Here is a 15,997-nt window from a genome sequence, read left to right as displayed (position 1 = left end):
GCGGGCGCCGCGCTGCCAAGATCAATGTAGAGCATTGCCGCCAGGCCGGAGCCAAGATTTCGGTTGCCCGCACTCGCGTCTTCGAGAAAACTGACAAAGCTCGATTGGACCTTGCGCAAACGGATATTCTCGATGGTTACCCGAGGCTTCTCTTCCGGACGAAAGCCGCCGACGGATACGGATGCACGTATCCCGCCGGGGCAATATCTCGAGCAAGGTTTCCCGGTCCTGTCGGCCGGCCCGACGCCGCATGTCCGCACCGAGGATTGGTCGTTCACGCTTAAGCACGGGCCGCGGCCGATCAAGAAGTGGAACTGGGCCGAGTTCAACGCGCTGCCCTTGACCAAGATGACGCGCGACATCCATTGCGTCACCGCATGGACCAAGTTCGACACGGCGTGGCAGGGCGTGCTCGTCGACGACATCCTTGCCGACGCCGGCATCGAGCCGCCCACCGCCTTCACGCTGGCGCTGGGTTTCGACGGCTATTCCACCAACGTGCCGACGAAGGATATCACCGGTGGCAAGGCGATGGTGGCACTGCTTTATGAAGGCAAGCCGATCACTCCCGACCATGGCGGCCCGGCCCGGCTGCTCGTTCCGCATCTCTATTTCTGGAAATCGGCCAAATGGCTGAACGGGCTGCAGTTCACCGAGCGTGACGAGCCGGGTTTCTGGGAGTTGCGAGGCTATCATATCTATGGCGATCCGTGGCGCGAGCAGCGCTACACGAACGATCCATGAGCGACGGCCCGGCGGCGCAGTCGCCCTGGCAGACGGTCACCATCACCCGCATCCAAAAGCGCACGCCGCGGGTCACCAGCTTCTTCCTGCAGCCGTCGCGGCCCTTCGTCTATCGTGCCGGACAGCATGTCGATGTCAGGCTGACGGCGCCGGACGGCTATCAGGCGCGCCGCTCCTACTCCATCGCCTCGGCGCCGGAGACCGGCGAGACCATCGAGCTGGCGATTGAAAAACTCGAGGACGGCGAGGTCTCGCCGTTCTTTCACGAGATAGCGGCGGTGGGCGACGAGGTCGAATTGCGCGGGCCGCTCGGCGGCCATTTCGTCTGGTCAGACGGCGATGGCGGCCCGCTCCTGCTCGTCGGCGGCGGGTCGGGCGTGGTGCCGCTGATGTCGATGCTCCGCCACCGGGCGATGCGGGGATCGCTGGTCGCCGCCGCCCTGGTGTTTTCGGCGCGGGTCTGGGACGAGGTGATCTTTCGCGATGAGCTGATCGACCTCGCCGAGCGCCGGGATGGCTTCGACCTGGTGCTGACGCTTACGCGCGAGCCGGCCCGCCGTCCGGCGGATTATGCGCGGCGGGTCGACGCCGCGATGATGGTGCAAGCCATGACCAGGCTGCCGGCGCCGCCGAAGCTCGCCTTTGTCTGCGGCTCGAACGCATTCGTGACGGCCGCCGCCGAGGCACTGATCGATGCCGGGGTGCCTGCGGCACTCATCCGCACCGAACGCTACGGGGTCTGACCTGGTTCTTGCGCGGTTGCTGGCTTCGCCGGCCGGCATAAGCGGGCCGAAAACCGGCAGAACGGTGAGGCCGCGTTTGGCCGAAATGGTTAACGATTCGACAAAGAACCTCGGCTGCGACTTTTATCGGTTTAAAAAATCGAACCGAACGGTTCGTTTCTGTTGACAATGCGTGCAGGACGCTGTGAACGCTGCCTCCCAAGTCACCTTGCAGCCAGACCGAGGCGATAGACTATCTGCTTGACATTAAACGATAAAAATGTGGCGAAGGGAATCTCTGGCACAATTTCAAGGTGTAGATTCTTGGTCCACACCAAAAAACTTCGTGATTGGAAACTGGCCATTGGCTTTCCCACATCGGGGCTGTCCGAACGACGCGAATTCCCCCCAAGGCACGCCGCTAGACGGACGGAAAACTAAGATACTGGAGTACTAAAAAATGAAAAAGATCGCTCTTGCCGCCGTCGCCGTTTTGGCGATCACCGGCAGCGCCTTCGCTGGCAGCGACAACTTTGGTTCCAAGGGTGCGAACCAGCCTGCCGCTGCGGTCGACAGCTCGTATACGGCTTCCATTCAGAAGCCGGCTCATGCTGACCAGCAGGCTGTCCAGGGCGCCGACCGTAACCTCTTCGGCAACAACTAACAGCCGATCCCAGCATCAGGGCGGCGGGCATATCCGCCGTCCGGGGATCTGAAAAATTCAGGAGTATTAAGATGAAAAAGATCGTTCTTGCTGCCGCCGCCGTTTTGGCCATCACCGGCAGCGCCTTCGCCGGCAGCGACAACTTTGGTTCCAACGGAGCCAACCCGCCTGCTGTCTCGGTCGACAGCTCCTACACGGCTTCCGTCAAGACGTCGAACCAGGCTGAAAAGCAGCCGGTTGTCCAGGGCGCCGACCGTAACCTCTTCGGCAACAACTAACAGCCGATCCCACCATCAGGGCGGCGGCATGCCCGCCGCTTGATTTCGAAAATCCAGGAGACCCAAAATGAAAAAGATTGTTCTTACTGCCGCCGCGCTCTTGATTGCCGCCGGCAGCGCTTATGCCCGCAACGACAATGTTGGCGGGACCGACATCAACAAGCAGTCGACCGTCAACGTCGACAAGACGCAGACGTATTCGGTGCGGGACAGCAACTCGCCGATCTACAAGCTGCTGAATTCGTCTGGCGATGTGCCCAAGTCCGCGCCTCAGGGCGCCGACCGCAACCTCTTCGGCAACAACTAGAGCAATTCCAGGAAAAGTGTGAAACGGCCGTCCGGAATTGCGTCAAAACAAGGAGATAGAGCGGTTCGGCGTTCCGTGAAACGATGAACCGCTCTAACGGCCGAACTGGAATTCCAGACAAGAGCGGCGGGCCATGCCCGCCGCTCTTGTCCCTTGCATGGCGGAAGAACGCCTGCTTCAAGCCGCCTTTGCTTCTGCTTCATGGAGCGCGAAAGAGCGCCCGTCCGCGTCGAAAATATGCAGGTCTCCGGCGTCCGCCGTCAGCCGCAGTGTCGCTCCGCGCTTGATCTCGACATTGCCCGGCAGCTTGGTCACCAGCGGCAGGTCGGCGCGGCCGATGTCGACATAGACGAGCTGGACCTCGCCGAGCTGCTCGACGTAATCGACCGTCCCTTCGAACAAATAGTCGGCGCCGGTGGCAATCATCAGATCCTCCGGCCTCACCCCGAAGCTCACCGCTGCGCCTTTCGCCGACGCAGGCGTTGCGATCGGCACCGTTGCCTTGCGGCCGCCGACATGGCTGACGACCGTCGGGTTGCCGGTCTTGTCGATCGTCGCCGGCAGGATGTTCATCGCCGGCGAGCCGATGAACTGGGCGACGAAAAGATTGCCGGGCCGCTTGTAGAGCTCCATCGGCGTGCCGACCTGTTCGATATGGCCTTCCTTCAGCACGACGATGCGGTCGGCCAGCGTCATCGCCTCGACCTGGTCGTGGGTGACGTAGATCATCGTCGTGGCCGGCATCGACTCCTTGAGCTTGGCGATCTCGATGCGGGTGGCGACGCGCAGCGCCGCGTCGAGGTTGGATAGCGGCTCGTCGAACAGGAAGACCTTGGGATTGCGCACGATGGCGCGACCGATGGCGACGCGCTGGCGCTGGCCGCCCGACATCGCCTTGGGCAGGCGGTCGAGATATTTGGTCAGCTGCAGGATCTCGGCCGCCTGGCGCACCCGCTTGTCGATCTCGGCCTTGCTTTCCTTGCCGATTTTCATCGAGAAGGCCATGTTGTCGTAGACGGTCATGTGCGGATAGAGCGCATAGGACTGGAACACCATGGCGATGCCGCGCTTTGACGGCGGCACGTCGTTGACGATCTCGCCGTCGATCTTGAGCTCGCCCGAGGTGATCTCCTCCAGCCCGGCGATGCAGCGCAGCAAGGTCGACTTGCCGCAACCAGAGGGACCGACGAAGACGATGAATTCGCCCGACTTTATGTCGAGGTCGACGCCGTGCAGAATGTTGAGATTGCCATATGATTTCCTCACTTGCCTTAGCGTGACATCGGCCATGGTACCCTCCAGTTCTTCCTTGAATTCAGTCGATACGCCCGAACCAGGCGCCGTAGCCGCCGAGGCGGATAGTGCCGGCGCCAGTCTGTCCCGAAAACCCGTGTCCCGGCAAGGGCTGCAATGAGCGGCCGCCAAGATCGACTTCGGCAGGCTTTGCTCCGAGATTGAAGGCGCAGACGATCTGCTCGTTGCCTTCACGGCGGGTGAAGGCGACGGTGTCGCCCTCGCTTTCGATGAACTCGATATCACCCTTGGCCAGTGCCGGATGGGCGCGGCGGAAAGCCAGGAAGCGCCGGTAGTGCTCGAGCAGCGAGCCGTCGTTGCCTTGCTGCACATTGACGGCTTGCGCAAGGTGCTTGCTGGGTACCGGCAGCCAAGGCTTTGCCGTCGAGAAGCCGCCATTGCGGGCGGCGCCGTCCCAAACCATCGGCGTGCGGCAGCCGTCGCGGCCCTTGAATTCCGGCCAGAAGCGGATGCCGTATGGGTCCTGCAGATCCTCGAAGCTGAGCTCGGCCTCGCTGAGCCCGAGCTCCTCGCCCTGATAGATGCAGACCGAGCCGCGCAACGACATCAGCAGCGCCGAGATGACCTTGAGGTAGGCGGTCGGGTCGGGCTCGCCGGCTGCCCAGCGCGAGGCAGGGCGCATCACGTCATGGTTGGAGAAGGCCCAGCACGACCAGCCGTCGCTGGCCACCTTGCCGAAGGTTTCCAGCACCGAGCGCACCTTTGCCGCGGTGATCTTCTCCGGCGCCAGGAAGTCGAAGGAGTAACACATATGCACGCGCTTGCCGCCGGCCGTATAGGCCGCCACCACTTCCAGCCCACGCTGCGAGTCGCCGACCTCGCCAACCGCGGCCGTCGCCGGGTATTCGTCGAGCAAAGCGCGGAAGCGTTCGAGGAAGCCGAGGTTTTCAGGCCGGCTCTTATCGTAGAGATGGTCCTGGTAGTTGTAGGGGTTGACGGTCGGCGCCGTCTGGTCGTTGCGCTGCTCGGGCGGCAGCGGCGGATTGTCTTCCAGGCCCTGGCTGTGGAAGTAGAAATTGATGGTATCGAGGCGAAAACCGTCGACGCCGCGCTCCAGCCAGAAGCGGGTGACGTCGAGCAGCGCGTCCTGGACCGCGCGGCTGTGGAAGTTGAGGTCGGGCTGCTCGGCCAGGAAATTATGCAGATAATATTGCTGGCGGCTGGTGTCCCACTGCCAGGCCGAGCCGCCGAAGATCGACAGCCAGTTGTTGGGCGGCGTGCCGTCCGGCTTGGCATCTGCCCAGACATACCAGTCGGCTTTTGGATTGCTGCGGCTCGACCGGCTTTCCTTGAACCACGGATGGATGTCGGCGGTGTGCGAGAGCACCTCGTCGATCATCACCTTGAGGCCAAGCCGGTGCGCCTCGGCGGTCAGCGCGTCGAAGTCGGCCAGCGTGCCGAACATCGGATCGACTTCGCAATAATCCGACACGTCGTAGCCAAAGTCCTTCATCGGCGATTTGAAGAACGGCGAGATCCAGATGGCGTCGACGCCGAGCGAGGCGATATAGGGCAGCCGGCCGATAATGCCCCTGAGGTCGCCGATGCCGTCGCCGTTCGAATCCTGGTAGCTGCGCGGGTAGATCTGGTAGATCACGGCACCTCGCCACCAGTCGCGATCGATAGCGAGATCGGGCTTCGGGGTCGCCTTCAAAGCGGATTGCATGATCTCAACCTCCTTTCACCGAGCCGGCAAGCAGCCCGCGGACGAAATAGCGCTGCAGCGAGAAGAACACGATCAGCGGCACGATGATGGTGACGAAGGCCGATGTCGTCAGGATCTCCCAGTCGCCGCCGCGCGAGCCGAGCAACGCATTGAGCTTGGCGGTAAGCACGATCTGGTCGCCCTCGGTACCAAGGAAAACCATCGCCACCAGCAGATCGTTCCACACCCAGAGAAACTGGAAGATGGCGAACGAGGCCAGCACCGGGAACGACAATGGCAGCACGATCTTGACGAAGATCTCGAAATCGCTGGCCCCGTCGATGCGTGCCGACTCCATGATCTCGCGTGGCAGGCCGGCGATATAGCTCCTCAACAGATAGATGGCGAAAGGCAGGCCGAAGCCGGTATGCGCCAGCCAGATGCCGAGATAGGTCTTCGACGGCACGCCGAAGAAGCTGCCGACGCCGTTATAGAGCTTCAACAGCGGGATCAGCGACATCTGCAGCGGCACGACCAGGAGGCCGATGATGACGGCGATGAGCAGCGCCCGGCCGGGAAAGCGCATCCAGGCCAAAGCGTAAGCGGCGAACGCGGCGATCAGGATCGGGATGACGGTCGCCGGAATGGTGACGGTCAGCGAGTTCATGAAGGAGCGGCCGATGCCCTCCGAAAACAGCACCGTGTCGTAATTGTCGGTGGTGAATTTCGGCGGCGCCGACGAGGCGTAATAGACGCGCTGGCCGCGCTCGCCTTCGAAAGCCTTCGGCGAGGTCATGACGAAACTGCCGTCGGCATTGAGCTGCAGGGTCACGCCGTCGCCGAGATCGGCTGTCGTGCCGGCGGGATATTGCGTCGGCGCTGCCGACTTGACGCCGAAGGCGCTGATGTTGCGGGCCGGACCGTCGCCGAAAATATTGCCTTGCAGGATGAACTTGCCGTCCTTCTCGACTTGCGCCGAGGCGGGCGGCAGCCGTCCGGCCTCCGTCTGGCTGGAACTGGTGAACGAGTTCCACCAGCCCGAAGCGATGATCTGGTCCTTGTCGCGCAGCGACGAGACCAGAATGCCGAGCGTCGGGATCGTCCAGATCGCAACGAAGATGAAGACGGCGATATGGACGCCGAAACGGCTGACAAAGGACTTACCGGTCGACACGGCCATCTCAATGCCCTTCCGTCTCTTTGTTCGCCTGGCGGATGTTCCAGACCATGATCGGAATGACCGCTATCATGATGATGATAGCGATGGTGGCGCCGCGGCCGAAATCGCCGCCGCCGCGGAACATCCAGTCGAACATCAGATTGGCCAGCACCTGGCTGTTCCACTGGCCGTTGGTCATGGTCAGCACGATGTCGAAAACCTTCAGCACCAGGATGGTGATGGTGGTCCAGACCACGGCGATGGTGCCCCAGATCTGCGGCACCATGATCTTCCAGAAGATCTGGAAAGGGTTGGCGCCGTCGATGACGGCGGCTTCCAGCGTCTCTTCCGGAATGCCGCGCAAGGCCGACGACAGGATGACCATGGCAAAGCCGGTCTGGATCCAGATCAGGATGACCATCAGGAAGAAGTTGTTCCAGAACGGCAGCGAGATCCAGACCTGCGGCTGGCCGCCGAAATACTGGATGATGGCATTGAGCAGGCCGATCTGCGTCTGGCCGTCGCCGCGATATTCGTAGATGAATTTCCAGATGACGCTGGCGCCGACGAACGAGATGGCGAGCGGCAGGAAGATCAGGCTTTTTGCGATGGTGCCCCACCAGATCTTGTCGGTGAGCACGGCGATGATCAGCCCGAGGAAGGTGCAGGCGGCCGGCACCACCGCCAGCCAGATGATGTTGTTGAGGATCGAGTTGCGGAACTCGCGGTCGCCGAACGCCCATTGATAGTTGGCCAAGCCGACGAAATGGGCGCCGCCGCGATCGAGGAACGACAGCCTAAGCGTCTCCACTACCGGGTAGATCAGGTAGATCGTGAGGATGATCATCGCCGGGCCGACGAACAGCCAGGGCCGGATCACCCCCTGCCGGCGCAGATTGTTGATCGCCGCCTTGCCGGAAACGCCGCGTGCCGGAAAGATCGTGTCGAGTGCCTTGTTGGCGCCCCAGAAATAGGCGACGCAGCCGCCCACGCCGATGATGATGACGAATATCGCCGAAAAAATCTGAGCCGCCATGGGTCCCTCCCCCTGCGCACGGATCCGCCAGTCGAGAATGGCTTTGGCGACGGGATCATGCGCCGATTCAGTTGTCTGGAGCGCGACCAGCCGGAAAGCAGGTCACTGGGCGCGCGTCATGCCGGAATGCGTTGTGCTCACGACAATCGACGCGACGCCAAGCACCGGATAAGGTCCGGGCCGTTTGAGGCCCGGACCACGTCACATTGGGAACTCAAGCCGGCCGCTTACTTGATCGCGTCCCAGCTTTTCTGGATGTCGGTGGCGACGTCCTGGGCGGACTTGCCGCCGACCAGGTCGATCATGCCGGTCCAGAACGCACCGGCGCCGATCTTGCCCGGCATCAGGTCGGACCCGTCGAAGCGGAAGGTCGAGGCGTTGGCCAGGATCTCGCCCTGCTTCTTCAGCGCGTCGCTGGCATAGGCGTCCTTGTTGACCGACTTGAACGGCGTCACGAAGCCGCCCTGTGCCATCCAGATCTCATGAGCGAGCGGCAGCTTCAGGAATTCGATGAACGCGCGGGCACTCTTGCTGTCTTTGGTGATCATGGCGAGCGTGCCGGCGCCGAGCACCGGAGTGCCGAGCTCGGGCTTGGAAGCGTAAGGCGGGAAGTAGAAGAAGTCGGCATCCTCGCCGATCTTGGTGCCTTGCGGGAAGAAGGTCGGGATGAACGATGCCTGATGGTGCAGATAACATTTTGGCGGCACCGAGAAGAGGCCCTTCGGGCTGTCACGGAAATCGGTCGCCGCAACCGCCTTGGCGCCGCCCTCGACCATCTTGTCGTCGGTGGCGATCTTGCCGAAAATGTCGATGGCGTTGACCACTGCCGGATCGTTGAACGGAATTTCGTTCTTCACCCATTTGTCGTAGGTCTCGGGCGTCTGGGTGCGCAGCATGATGTCTTCGACCCAGTCGGTCGCCGGCCAGCCGGTGGCGCCGCCCGAACCAAGCCCGATGCACCATGGCGTGCCGCCGTCGGCGATGATCTTCTTTTCGAGCTCGGCAAGCTCTTCCTGCGTCTTCGGCACCTTGTAGCCGGCTTCCTCGAAATTGTCCGGCGAGTACCAGACCAGCGACTTCACGTCGGCCTTGTATGGGAAGGCGAAGAAGCCGGGCTTGCCGTCCTTGTCCTTGAAGGTGCCGAGGTCGACCCAGGATTGGCCGGCGCCGTAATTGTCCTTGACCCAGTTGGCCGTATCGTCGCCGAGCGGCGTCAAAAGGCCCTTCGATGCCAGATCCTGGATCAGGCCCGGCTGCGGCAGCACGGCAATGTTGGGCGGGCTGCCGGCCTGCGTGTCGATGACGATCTGCTGCTCGTAATTCTCCGACGAGGAGTACTTGATCTCGGCGCCGGTGGCTTCGGAGAAGTAATCGAGGACGGTGCGGATAAGCCCTTCGTCCTCGCCGCGCCACGGCCCGAAGATCGTCAGCGTCTCGCCCTTGAGGTCGACTTTCTTGAGATCTTCGTAGTTCGCCCAGTTGAAACGGGGATCTTCGCCCGGCTTGAATTTCAGTTCGGCTTGCGCCGGCATGGCGAGCGCAAGCGTGGCAAACGCAGCGCCCAGCAGAAGCATTTTCTTCATCGGTATTCCCTCCCAGTGGTGACAAACACCGAACGAAACCTCCATTCCGTCCGCCGGCGCTGCAGGACTGTGACTCAGTCGGAAAGGAACTGCAACCTTTCGTAGAGTCTTCCAAAGCGCTTTGGTGATTTTGATCACGCCACTGAATTGGTCCGGAGTCAAGAGAAAGCCAGATTAATCGATTTAATTTCTGCGGCCGGGTGCCGGCGAAAGTGCGCTGCAGCACAGTTTTCTGGCGGTGCAGCAGCAAATTCGGCTTCAAACCGGTCCGAACCGTGCGTATGGTCAGTGCGCTCGGCAACGCGGTTCGTAGCGGCTAGCTCGATTCAGATTAAAAGCGCTTTGAGGTTGGAGGCCTCCGGTGAACCTCAAGCAGCTCTCCCACATGCTGGCGCTTTCGCAGACTACGGTGAGCCGCGCATTGAACGGCTACCCGGAAGTCAACGAGGAAACGCGCCGGCGGGTGGTCGATGCCGCCAAGCGTCACGGCTATCGCCCCAATCCGAGCGCCCGCCGGCTGGCGACCGGCAAGACCGGCATGATCGGCTATGTGCTGCCGACGGGAACGACCGTCGACATCGACCCGCATTTCGTCGAGTTCCTGTCCGGCCTCGGCGACTATGCGCGTTCGCACGAGCTCGACCTGGTGCTGTCACCGGCCGATGCCGACGACCAGGAGACGACCTACCGCCGCATTGTCGCCAACCGGCAGGTCGACGCGGTCTATATCTCGTCGCCGAGGCCGGCCGACCGGCGGGTGGCACTCGTCAACACGCTCGGCATTCCCTTCATCGTCCATGGCCGCAGCGAAGGCTTCGATTTCGACTATCCGTTCACCGACATCGACAATGAGGGCGCCTTCCACGAGGCGGCGCGGCTACTCGTTCAGCTCGGTCACAGGCGTCTGGCGCTGATCAATGGAGACGATCGCGAGACCTTCGCTATCCATCGCGAGCGCGGCGTGCGCCGCGCGCTTGCGGCGAGCGGCCTGGTGCTTCGTGATCAGCATGTCTGTTCCCTCACCATGACCGAGGAGAACGGCTACCGCGCCGCCAGGCGTCTGCTGGAACAAAGCGACGCGCCGACGGCGATCGCCTGCTCCAGTCTGATCATGGCGCTCGGCGTGGTGCGCGCGGTGCGCGATCTCGGCCTGACCATTCCGGGCGACCTGTCGCTGATCGCCCATGACGACGTCTTTCCCTGGCTGAAGCCGGAAAATTTTTCGGTGCCATTGTCGACGACGCGTTCGTCGATCCGCCTCGCCGGCGCGCGCATCGCCGAACGGCTGGCGGCGCGAATTTCCGGCCTGGAGGAGGGCGCTCACGGCGAAGTCTGGCCGGTCGACCTGGTGGTCAGGGGATCGGTCGCCGGCGCGCCGGCCTAGAGGCAATCACTCTGAACGGCCGAGGTCGACTCTTGGCGGCTGTTGGCCAGCACCAGCGGGTGCGTCCTGGCCTCAGGTCGCGGATTTGAGGTGATCGATGAAGGCGCGCAGCTTCGGCAGGACTTGGCGCTTGCCGGGATGATAAAGGAAGACACCCGGCGTCGTCGTGGCGACGCTGTCCAGCACCGACTGGAGTTTTCCTCCGGCTATTGGACCTTCGGCGAGTGGTCGCGGCGTCTGCGCCAGCCCGACGCCCCGCATCGCGGCCCCGACCAATGTCGAATAGTCGTGCGCGATCAGCGGGCCTGAGACGATCGCTTCGATTGCACCGTTGCCGTCGATGAACGACCAGGGCGCGATGGCGCCATTCGAGCGACGCAAGCGTAAGCAGGCGTGGTGGCGCAAGTCGTCGACACGCTCGGGACGGCCGTAGCGCTCGAGATAGTCAGGGCTGCCGACGACTACGAACGAGAACGGCGGGGTCAACCGCACCGCCACCATGTCGGCGGCGATGAGTTGCCCGAGGCGGATGCCGGCATCGAACCCACCGGTCGCGAGATCGACCATCTGGTCGCTCACGGCGATCTCCAGTTCGATCTCAGGATAGGCTTGGCAGAACGACGCGAGCACCGGCTCCAACATCAGCGGCACGATAGCGCGAGGCACAGACAGACGTAGCAGACCGGTCGGCCGCTGGCCGATATCGCGAGCAGCCTCGCCGGCCGCAACGAGCTCCTCGAATGCCGGGCCAGCACGGTCGAGGAACCGCTGGCCAGGTTCGGTTAAGCCAACGCTCCGCGTCGTGCGGACGAACAGCGCCGTGCCCAAGCGAGCTTCCAGCGCGCGCACCGCTTGGCTCACGGCCGATGGCGTCACGCCGAGATCGGCGGCGGCACGGCGGAAGTTACGCCGCCTGGCGACGGCCAGGAACGCCTCGACGCCCTCCAGCGCACCATGTCGGACTGTGTAGTTCTGCTTCATAGGTTGTTGTGATTACACCGGATAGTCGAATGGCGGTAGCGGGCTTAAAGCCGCGTGAACCAACTGTTGAGAGTAGGCCAAATGTCCACGGAAATGGTGTTCCAAACCCATCTTGTTCTCGGCTATCTCGCGTGGCTGCTCTGCTTCGGCGCGTACGGTTTGCCGTTGCTCAGGTCGATGGACCGGGTCGTAGCGCAACGCGCTATTGCTACGCTGCACAGCTTCCGCTTCTTCGGGCTCGTCTTCATCGTTCCGGGCGTCGTAAACCCCAATCTGCCCGCTGATTTCGCCGTGTTCGCCGCCTACGGCGATTTCGCGACTGGAGTGCTGGCCATGCTGGCGCTGCTCACGGTGAGGATACGTCCGCTCTTCTGGCCGTTGGTCGTCGCCTTCAACGTCGCAGGGACGGTCGACCTCATCGTCGACTATTACCACGCCATTCAGATCGGCCTTCCTGCACGCGCAGGCGAACTGGGCGCCACCTACGCGATCCCGATCATCTACGTACCGCTGCTGATGATAACGCATATCGCCGCATTCTATTTTCTCCTACGTCCTCAGCAAAACGCGACCTGAGCGGGCTATTCCTTCGCCGCCTCGGCCGCCTTGGTGTTCAGAAGCCCGTAGCCGAAGTCATTGTCCCGCCCCTTCGCGCCGAGATCCTTTGCCGTGGCGGCAAGTGCTTTCTCGACCCAGTCGGCGGAGCGGTCGGGCGCGGCATGCAACAGATTGGCGACGGCGCCGGTCACGATCGCCGCGGCGAAGGACGTCCCGGTCACCACGTCCGAGCCGGCGCCGCTCGGCGCCACCATCTCGACGCCGGGAGCGGAGATGAAGACGTAGGCGCCGCGATTGGCCTGCGGCATCAGCCCGTCCTTGGCATCGGTGGCCGTCACCGCGATCACGGCGTCGAAGGCGGCCGGATAACCATAGGGCGCCTTCGGTCCGTTATTGCCGGCGGCCGCGACCAGCACGATGCCAAGCGCGCGCGCATTGCGGCAAGCGATGCCGAGCAGGTCGTTCTTCGGGCCGACGAAGCTCATGTTGATGATGCGGACATCCTGCTCCGCCGCCCAGTCAAGCGCCGAAAGGATGACGTCCATGGTCGACTTGCCGCCCTCGAAGGCGCGGGCATGATAGATCCTGGCGCCCGGCGCCATGCCTTTGAACGCGCCGGTGCCGGCGATCAGTCCATCGACCGAAGTGCCGTGGTCGCGCGCCTCGATCGGCACGTCGGGCATGGCATCGAACTGCCCGGCGATGACGCCGGAGAGCGCCGGATTGCCGTCGTCGATGCCGGTGTCGATGACGCCGATGCGCACATTCCCGCCGACATGGTTGGCCTCACGCCGCAAAGTACGGCCGTCGGCGGCGAGCTGTGCCAGTACGACGCCGACCGGGCGGCCATCGGAATGCCGAAGCGCACCAGCGTGTTACCGAGCAGCCGCGACTGCCGCTGCGAGCGTATCTCGAGGTCGAACGAGGCCGCGATCTGCTGGACCGCGCCGGCCTCGCCATTGACGGTGACCAGCACCTCGTCGGGCACGAAATCGCCGGTCACGGCGCGCGGCGGCTCGGTTGCCACAAGATCGGTCGGTGCTACGACCGGACCGCCCGGCGCGGCAGCCTGTATTGCCGGCGCGAGGGCGGGTGGGGTTGCAGTATTGCCAGGAGGTATCGGCGCGTCGGTGACTACGGCAGGATTGGGGAACAGGTCGACAATCAAGCCCGGAAGAAACACCGCGCCCGTCGTTCCATGAGCCGGCGCTTTGCCGCCATCCTTCACGCCGCCGCCATCCTTGGCGCAGTCGGCGTTGGCAGCACTTCCCCGGTTCAGGCAGTCGATCTCAGCCTGGGTGAGGTTAGGATCGTTGGTTTGTGCAACGGCAGACGCGGCGAAGATTGTCATCGCCGCCGTCAATCGAATGACCGCCTCAGCCGCCATCAGCCGGTTTCCTTCCCTCCAGGGCAGCTTCGGTGAAAAGCTGGGCGGCGATAAGGCCAAGCAGCTTCTGATAGTCGGCGGCGGTCTCGGCCGGGACGCCGACGCGGAAGACGCCGTCGGCGGTCGGCCCGCCAGCGATCTTCAACTGGTTCTGGTCGAGAAAAGCGATGATGTCGGACAGCTTCGCATCCGGTTTGAACTTCACAAGGGCAAACGGCATTTTGGCCAGATCGTCCTCCGATCCGGCAATCTCGAAATCGCCACCTCTGTTGCCGGTCTGCACAAAGGATTGCGCGACGACCAGGGCCAGCAGCACCGCGGCCGCGGCCCAGGCGACGCCGGCGGGCACCGCCATGAAGCGGCTCCAGGCCTGCGCCAGCCAGGACGATGCCGCCGGCGCGCGGGACGGGCCGGCCTCGGCGTCGAGCGCCTTGGCAAAGCGGCTGAGCGCATCGGCCGGCGGGCGGATTGCCTCGTTTGCGGCAGCGGTGCCGGAGAATTCGGCCTCGGCCTCGCCTAGTGCGGCCATCGCCGCCGGATCGCTCGCCAGCCATTCCTCGATGGCTTCGAGCTCGGTGCCCTCCAGCGAGCCGTTCAGATAAAACGGCAGCAGCATTTCCATTTCGTCGCGGCGTGACATCTTTTCAGCGGCGCTCATGGCCACCCCCTGTCGTAACCGGCGGCCTTGAGAGCTTCGCCGAGTTTCTTGCGGGCGTAGAACATCCTGGTCTTGACCGTTGCGACCGGGATGCCGAGTACCTCGCCGATCTCGCTCACCGATTGCCCGTGATAATAGGCAAGGTCGATCACCGTGCGGTGCTCTTCCGGCATGGCATCGATAAAGCGTCGCAAGGCGGCGGCCTTGTCTTCCTTCATCGTCACGACTTCAGGCGTGTCGGCGCCGTCGGCGACCTGGGCCGCGTCATCGTCGTCGATCCAGTCTTCCTTCTTCTTGCGCAGCAGGGACAGCGCCTTGAAGCGGGCAATGCCGAGCAGCCATGTCGAAACCTCCGAGCGCCCCTCGAAGGCCGGTGCCTGCCGCCAGAGTTCGAGGAACACCTCGTTCGCGATATCGTCGGCCATCAGTTCCGATCCCGTCTGGCGTGCCACGAAGCGGTAGACCCGCGCGTGGTGGCGCATGAACAGGAGCCGCACGGCGGCACGGTCGCCTTCGCGACCCGCTCGACAAGCGCGCGATCGGTCTCCGCGGCCGTCATCGCCGGTCGAGCCGCCTGGCTCCTGCCTGCTCTGTCGCTGATCGGCCCAAAAAGGTTCACCGCATCCGCCCGTATATCTGCGGAGGCTAACTGAAGAGCGGGAGCGTTGCCAGAGGGAGAAGAGGGCGCGCGCTCAACTCAGGAACGGCTTTGCCCTCATCGTCGCCGGCACCGGCACGCCGAGGCGCGCAAGCACCGTCGGCGCGAGCTGCAACTGATCGAGCAGCGTACTGGCTTCCGGACCCTCGCCGGATCCGAAGTAGTAAAGTGCGAAATCCTGCATCTCCTCGTCGTGGCCGCCATGATGGCCGCGATCGGTCTGGCCATGATCGGCGGTGACGATCACCTCGTAGCCGGCTTCCCGCCAGCGCGGCAGGAAGCCGGCGAGCATGGCGTCCATTGCATAGACGGCATGATCCATCTCGTGGCAGTCATGGCCGAAGCGGTGGCCCATCGAGTCCAGAGTACAGCTGTGCAGGATGCCGTAGTCGATGCCGTAGCGCCTGGTCAGCATGGTCAACGTCGCGAACAGGTCGACGTCGCTCGGCGTCATCTGGTTCCTGGCATTGTAGCCGGTCATGGTGTGGAACCGGCCATGGCTGATCGGCCTGCCCGGCTGGTCGAACTCCATGTCCTCGACCAGGTCGAACGGATAGGCCCGGAAGAATTCGGACCAGTAGGAGTGGGTGACCGCACCGGTCTTGCCGCCGGCCCTGCTGACTTCGGAAAAGATGTCCGGCTGTTCGACGCGAAACCGGTTCTCGTTCGACAGGATACCGTGCACTTGCGGCGGCACGCCGGTGTGGATCGAGGCATAGCAGGATGCCGAGGTCGACGGCAGCACGGAACGCATTTTCCATACGCGGGCTTCGCCTGATTGCACCCAGCCTTCGAGATTGCCCATCAGCCGTCGCCAGTTCCGGTAAGGCACGCCGTCGAGGATGATGAGCAACAGTTTTGTGTCGAACGCCAAGGGCGCCTCCATGCGGCTTAATCGGAAAAGTCAGGGCGGGCCTGC

Annotated in this window: 15 protein-coding genes and 2 pseudogenes; 7 read left to right on the top strand and 10 right to left on the bottom strand. The window is 63.2% G+C overall.

Annotated features, from left to right (window positions below):
• Positions 1–132 precede the first annotated feature (132 nt).
• The 5 genes from NKJ15_RS02280 to NKJ15_RS02260 all read left to right on the top strand — a co-directional run bounded on the left by NKJ15_RS02280 (position 133) and on the right by NKJ15_RS02260 (position 2,715).
• Complete coding sequence (locus NKJ15_RS02280) at positions 133–744, top strand: molybdopterin-dependent oxidoreductase (RefSeq protein WP_352472529.1); 612 nt, start codon at positions 133–135, stop codon at positions 742–744.
• Positions 741–1,487 carry an FAD-binding oxidoreductase gene (locus tag NKJ15_RS02275; protein WP_352472528.1) on the top strand — a complete coding sequence of 249 codons (747 nt, stop codon included), beginning with the start codon at positions 741–743 and terminating at the stop codon, positions 1,485–1,487. The genes NKJ15_RS02280 and NKJ15_RS02275 overlap by 4 nt, the downstream gene beginning before the upstream one ends.
• 439 nt (positions 1,488–1,926) lie before the next feature.
• The gene (locus tag NKJ15_RS02270; RefSeq protein WP_352472527.1) at positions 1,927–2,130 is read left to right on the top strand and encodes a DUF680 domain-containing protein; all 204 of its coding nucleotides are present in this window, start codon (positions 1,927–1,929) and stop codon (positions 2,128–2,130) included.
• Between the two features lie 71 nt (positions 2,131–2,201).
• Positions 2,202–2,408 (top strand): DUF680 domain-containing protein, encoded by a 207-nt coding sequence (locus NKJ15_RS02265; protein WP_352769794.1) that lies wholly within the window; start codon positions 2,202–2,204, stop codon positions 2,406–2,408.
• A gap of 67 nt (positions 2,409–2,475) precedes the next feature.
• Entirely contained in the window at positions 2,476–2,715 is a 240-nt protein-coding gene (locus NKJ15_RS02260) for a DUF680 domain-containing protein (RefSeq protein ID WP_352454766.1), read from the top strand.
• Between the two features lie 177 nt (positions 2,716–2,892).
• Here NKJ15_RS02260 and NKJ15_RS02255 read toward each other — a convergent pair whose 3' ends face one another.
• The 5 genes from NKJ15_RS02255 to NKJ15_RS02235 form a co-directional block, all read right to left on the bottom strand.
• Positions 2,893–4,005 carry an ABC transporter ATP-binding protein gene (locus NKJ15_RS02255; RefSeq protein ID WP_352469836.1) on the bottom strand — a complete coding sequence of 371 codons (1,113 nt, stop codon included), beginning with the start codon at positions 4,003–4,005 and terminating at the stop codon, positions 2,893–2,895.
• Positions 4,006–4,030: 25 nt separating this feature from the next.
• Positions 4,031–5,695, bottom strand: a complete 1,665-nt coding sequence (gene bglA / locus NKJ15_RS02250) for a beta-galactosidase BglA (protein WP_352469837.1) — start codon at positions 5,693–5,695, stop codon at positions 4,031–4,033.
• A 4-nt stretch (positions 5,696–5,699) separates the two neighbouring features.
• Positions 5,700–6,854, bottom strand: a complete 1,155-nt coding sequence (locus NKJ15_RS02245; RefSeq protein WP_352813910.1) for a carbohydrate ABC transporter permease — start codon at positions 6,852–6,854, stop codon at positions 5,700–5,702.
• A 1-nt stretch (position 6,855) separates the two neighbouring features.
• Positions 6,856–7,869 (bottom strand): carbohydrate ABC transporter permease, encoded by a 1,014-nt coding sequence (locus NKJ15_RS02240; protein ID WP_023680221.1) that lies wholly within the window; start codon positions 7,867–7,869, stop codon positions 6,856–6,858.
• A 227-nt stretch (positions 7,870–8,096) separates the two neighbouring features.
• Positions 8,097–9,452: an ABC transporter substrate-binding protein gene (locus tag NKJ15_RS02235; protein ID WP_352813908.1), complete on the bottom strand. Its 1,356-nt coding sequence runs from the start codon at positions 9,450–9,452 to the stop codon at positions 8,097–8,099.
• 361 nt (positions 9,453–9,813) lie between these two features.
• Between NKJ15_RS02235 and NKJ15_RS02230 the strand changes: the two genes are divergently transcribed.
• Positions 9,814–10,836, top strand: a complete 1,023-nt coding sequence (locus NKJ15_RS02230) for a substrate-binding domain-containing protein (protein ID WP_352469840.1) — start codon at positions 9,814–9,816, stop codon at positions 10,834–10,836.
• 72 nt (positions 10,837–10,908) lie between these two features.
• On the opposite strand, the gene NKJ15_RS02225 is transcribed toward NKJ15_RS02230, so the two are convergent.
• Positions 10,909–11,817 (bottom strand): LysR family transcriptional regulator, encoded by a 909-nt coding sequence (locus NKJ15_RS02225; RefSeq protein ID WP_352813906.1) that lies wholly within the window; start codon positions 11,815–11,817, stop codon positions 10,909–10,911.
• A gap of 81 nt (positions 11,818–11,898) precedes the next feature.
• Here NKJ15_RS02225 and NKJ15_RS02220 point away from each other — a divergent pair, with 81 nt between their 5' ends.
• On the top strand, positions 11,899–12,393 hold the full coding sequence (locus tag NKJ15_RS02220; protein ID WP_352813904.1) for a DUF8737 domain-containing protein: 495 nt from the start codon (positions 11,899–11,901) through the stop codon (positions 12,391–12,393).
• A gap of 5 nt (positions 12,394–12,398) precedes the next feature.
• Here the strand turns inward: NKJ15_RS02220 and NKJ15_RS02215 are convergent.
• The 4 genes and pseudogenes from NKJ15_RS02215 to NKJ15_RS02200 form a co-directional block, all read right to left on the bottom strand.
• A pseudogene (locus NKJ15_RS02215) lies at positions 12,399–13,762 on the bottom strand (S8 family serine peptidase).
• The gene (locus NKJ15_RS02210) at positions 13,752–14,420 is read right to left on the bottom strand and encodes an anti-sigma factor (RefSeq protein WP_352813902.1); all 669 of its coding nucleotides are present in this window, start codon (positions 14,418–14,420) and stop codon (positions 13,752–13,754) included. The pseudogene NKJ15_RS02215 and the gene NKJ15_RS02210 overlap by 11 nt, the downstream one beginning before the upstream one ends.
• Positions 14,417–14,979: pseudogene (locus NKJ15_RS02205) on the bottom strand (sigma-70 family RNA polymerase sigma factor). The gene NKJ15_RS02210 and the pseudogene NKJ15_RS02205 overlap by 4 nt, the downstream one beginning before the upstream one ends.
• Before the next feature lie 133 nt (positions 14,980–15,112).
• On the bottom strand, positions 15,113–15,952 hold the full coding sequence (locus tag NKJ15_RS02200) for an alkaline phosphatase family protein (RefSeq protein ID WP_352813901.1): 840 nt from the start codon (positions 15,950–15,952) through the stop codon (positions 15,113–15,115).
• Positions 15,953–15,997 lie beyond the last annotated feature (45 nt).

This window comes from Mesorhizobium sp. M0207, assembly GCF_040321995.1.
Lineage (GTDB): Bacteria > Pseudomonadota > Alphaproteobacteria > Rhizobiales > Rhizobiaceae > Mesorhizobium.
This window is presented reverse-complemented; position numbering and strand designations above follow the sequence as displayed.

Bases quoted from the DNA above. Each gene is read 5' to 3' on its own strand.
- NKJ15_RS02220 (WP_352813904.1), top strand. From the start codon at position 11,899: ATGTCCACGGAAATGGTGTTCCAAACCCATCTTGTTCTCGGCTATCTC.
- NKJ15_RS02235 (WP_352813908.1), bottom strand. From the start codon at position 9,452: ATGAAGAAAATGCTTCTGCTGGGCGCTGCGTTTGCCACGCTTGCGCTC.
- NKJ15_RS02265 (WP_352769794.1), top strand. From the start codon at position 2,202: ATGAAAAAGATCGTTCTTGCTGCCGCCGCCGTTTTGGCCATCACCGGC.
- NKJ15_RS02275 (WP_352472528.1), top strand. From the start codon at position 741: ATGAGCGACGGCCCGGCGGCGCAGTCGCCCTGGCAGACGGTCACCATC.
- NKJ15_RS02225 (WP_352813906.1), bottom strand. From the start codon at position 11,817: ATGAAGCAGAACTACACAGTCCGACATGGTGCGCTGGAGGGCGTCGAG.
- NKJ15_RS02270 (WP_352472527.1), top strand. From the start codon at position 1,927: ATGAAAAAGATCGCTCTTGCCGCCGTCGCCGTTTTGGCGATCACCGGC.
- NKJ15_RS02245 (WP_352813910.1), bottom strand. From the start codon at position 6,854: ATGGCCGTGTCGACCGGTAAGTCCTTTGTCAGCCGTTTCGGCGTCCAT.
- NKJ15_RS02210 (WP_352813902.1), bottom strand. From the start codon at position 14,420: ATGAGCGCCGCTGAAAAGATGTCACGCCGCGACGAAATGGAAATGCTG.
- NKJ15_RS02280 (WP_352472529.1), top strand. From the start codon at position 133: ATGGTTACCCGAGGCTTCTCTTCCGGACGAAAGCCGCCGACGGATACG.
- NKJ15_RS02240 (WP_023680221.1), bottom strand. From the start codon at position 7,869: ATGGCGGCTCAGATTTTTTCGGCGATATTCGTCATCATCATCGGCGTG.
- bglA (WP_352469837.1), bottom strand. From the start codon at position 5,695: ATGCAATCCGCTTTGAAGGCGACCCCGAAGCCCGATCTCGCTATCGAT.
- NKJ15_RS02260 (WP_352454766.1), top strand. From the start codon at position 2,476: ATGAAAAAGATTGTTCTTACTGCCGCCGCGCTCTTGATTGCCGCCGGC.
- NKJ15_RS02255 (WP_352469836.1), bottom strand. From the start codon at position 4,005: ATGGCCGATGTCACGCTAAGGCAAGTGAGGAAATCATATGGCAATCTC.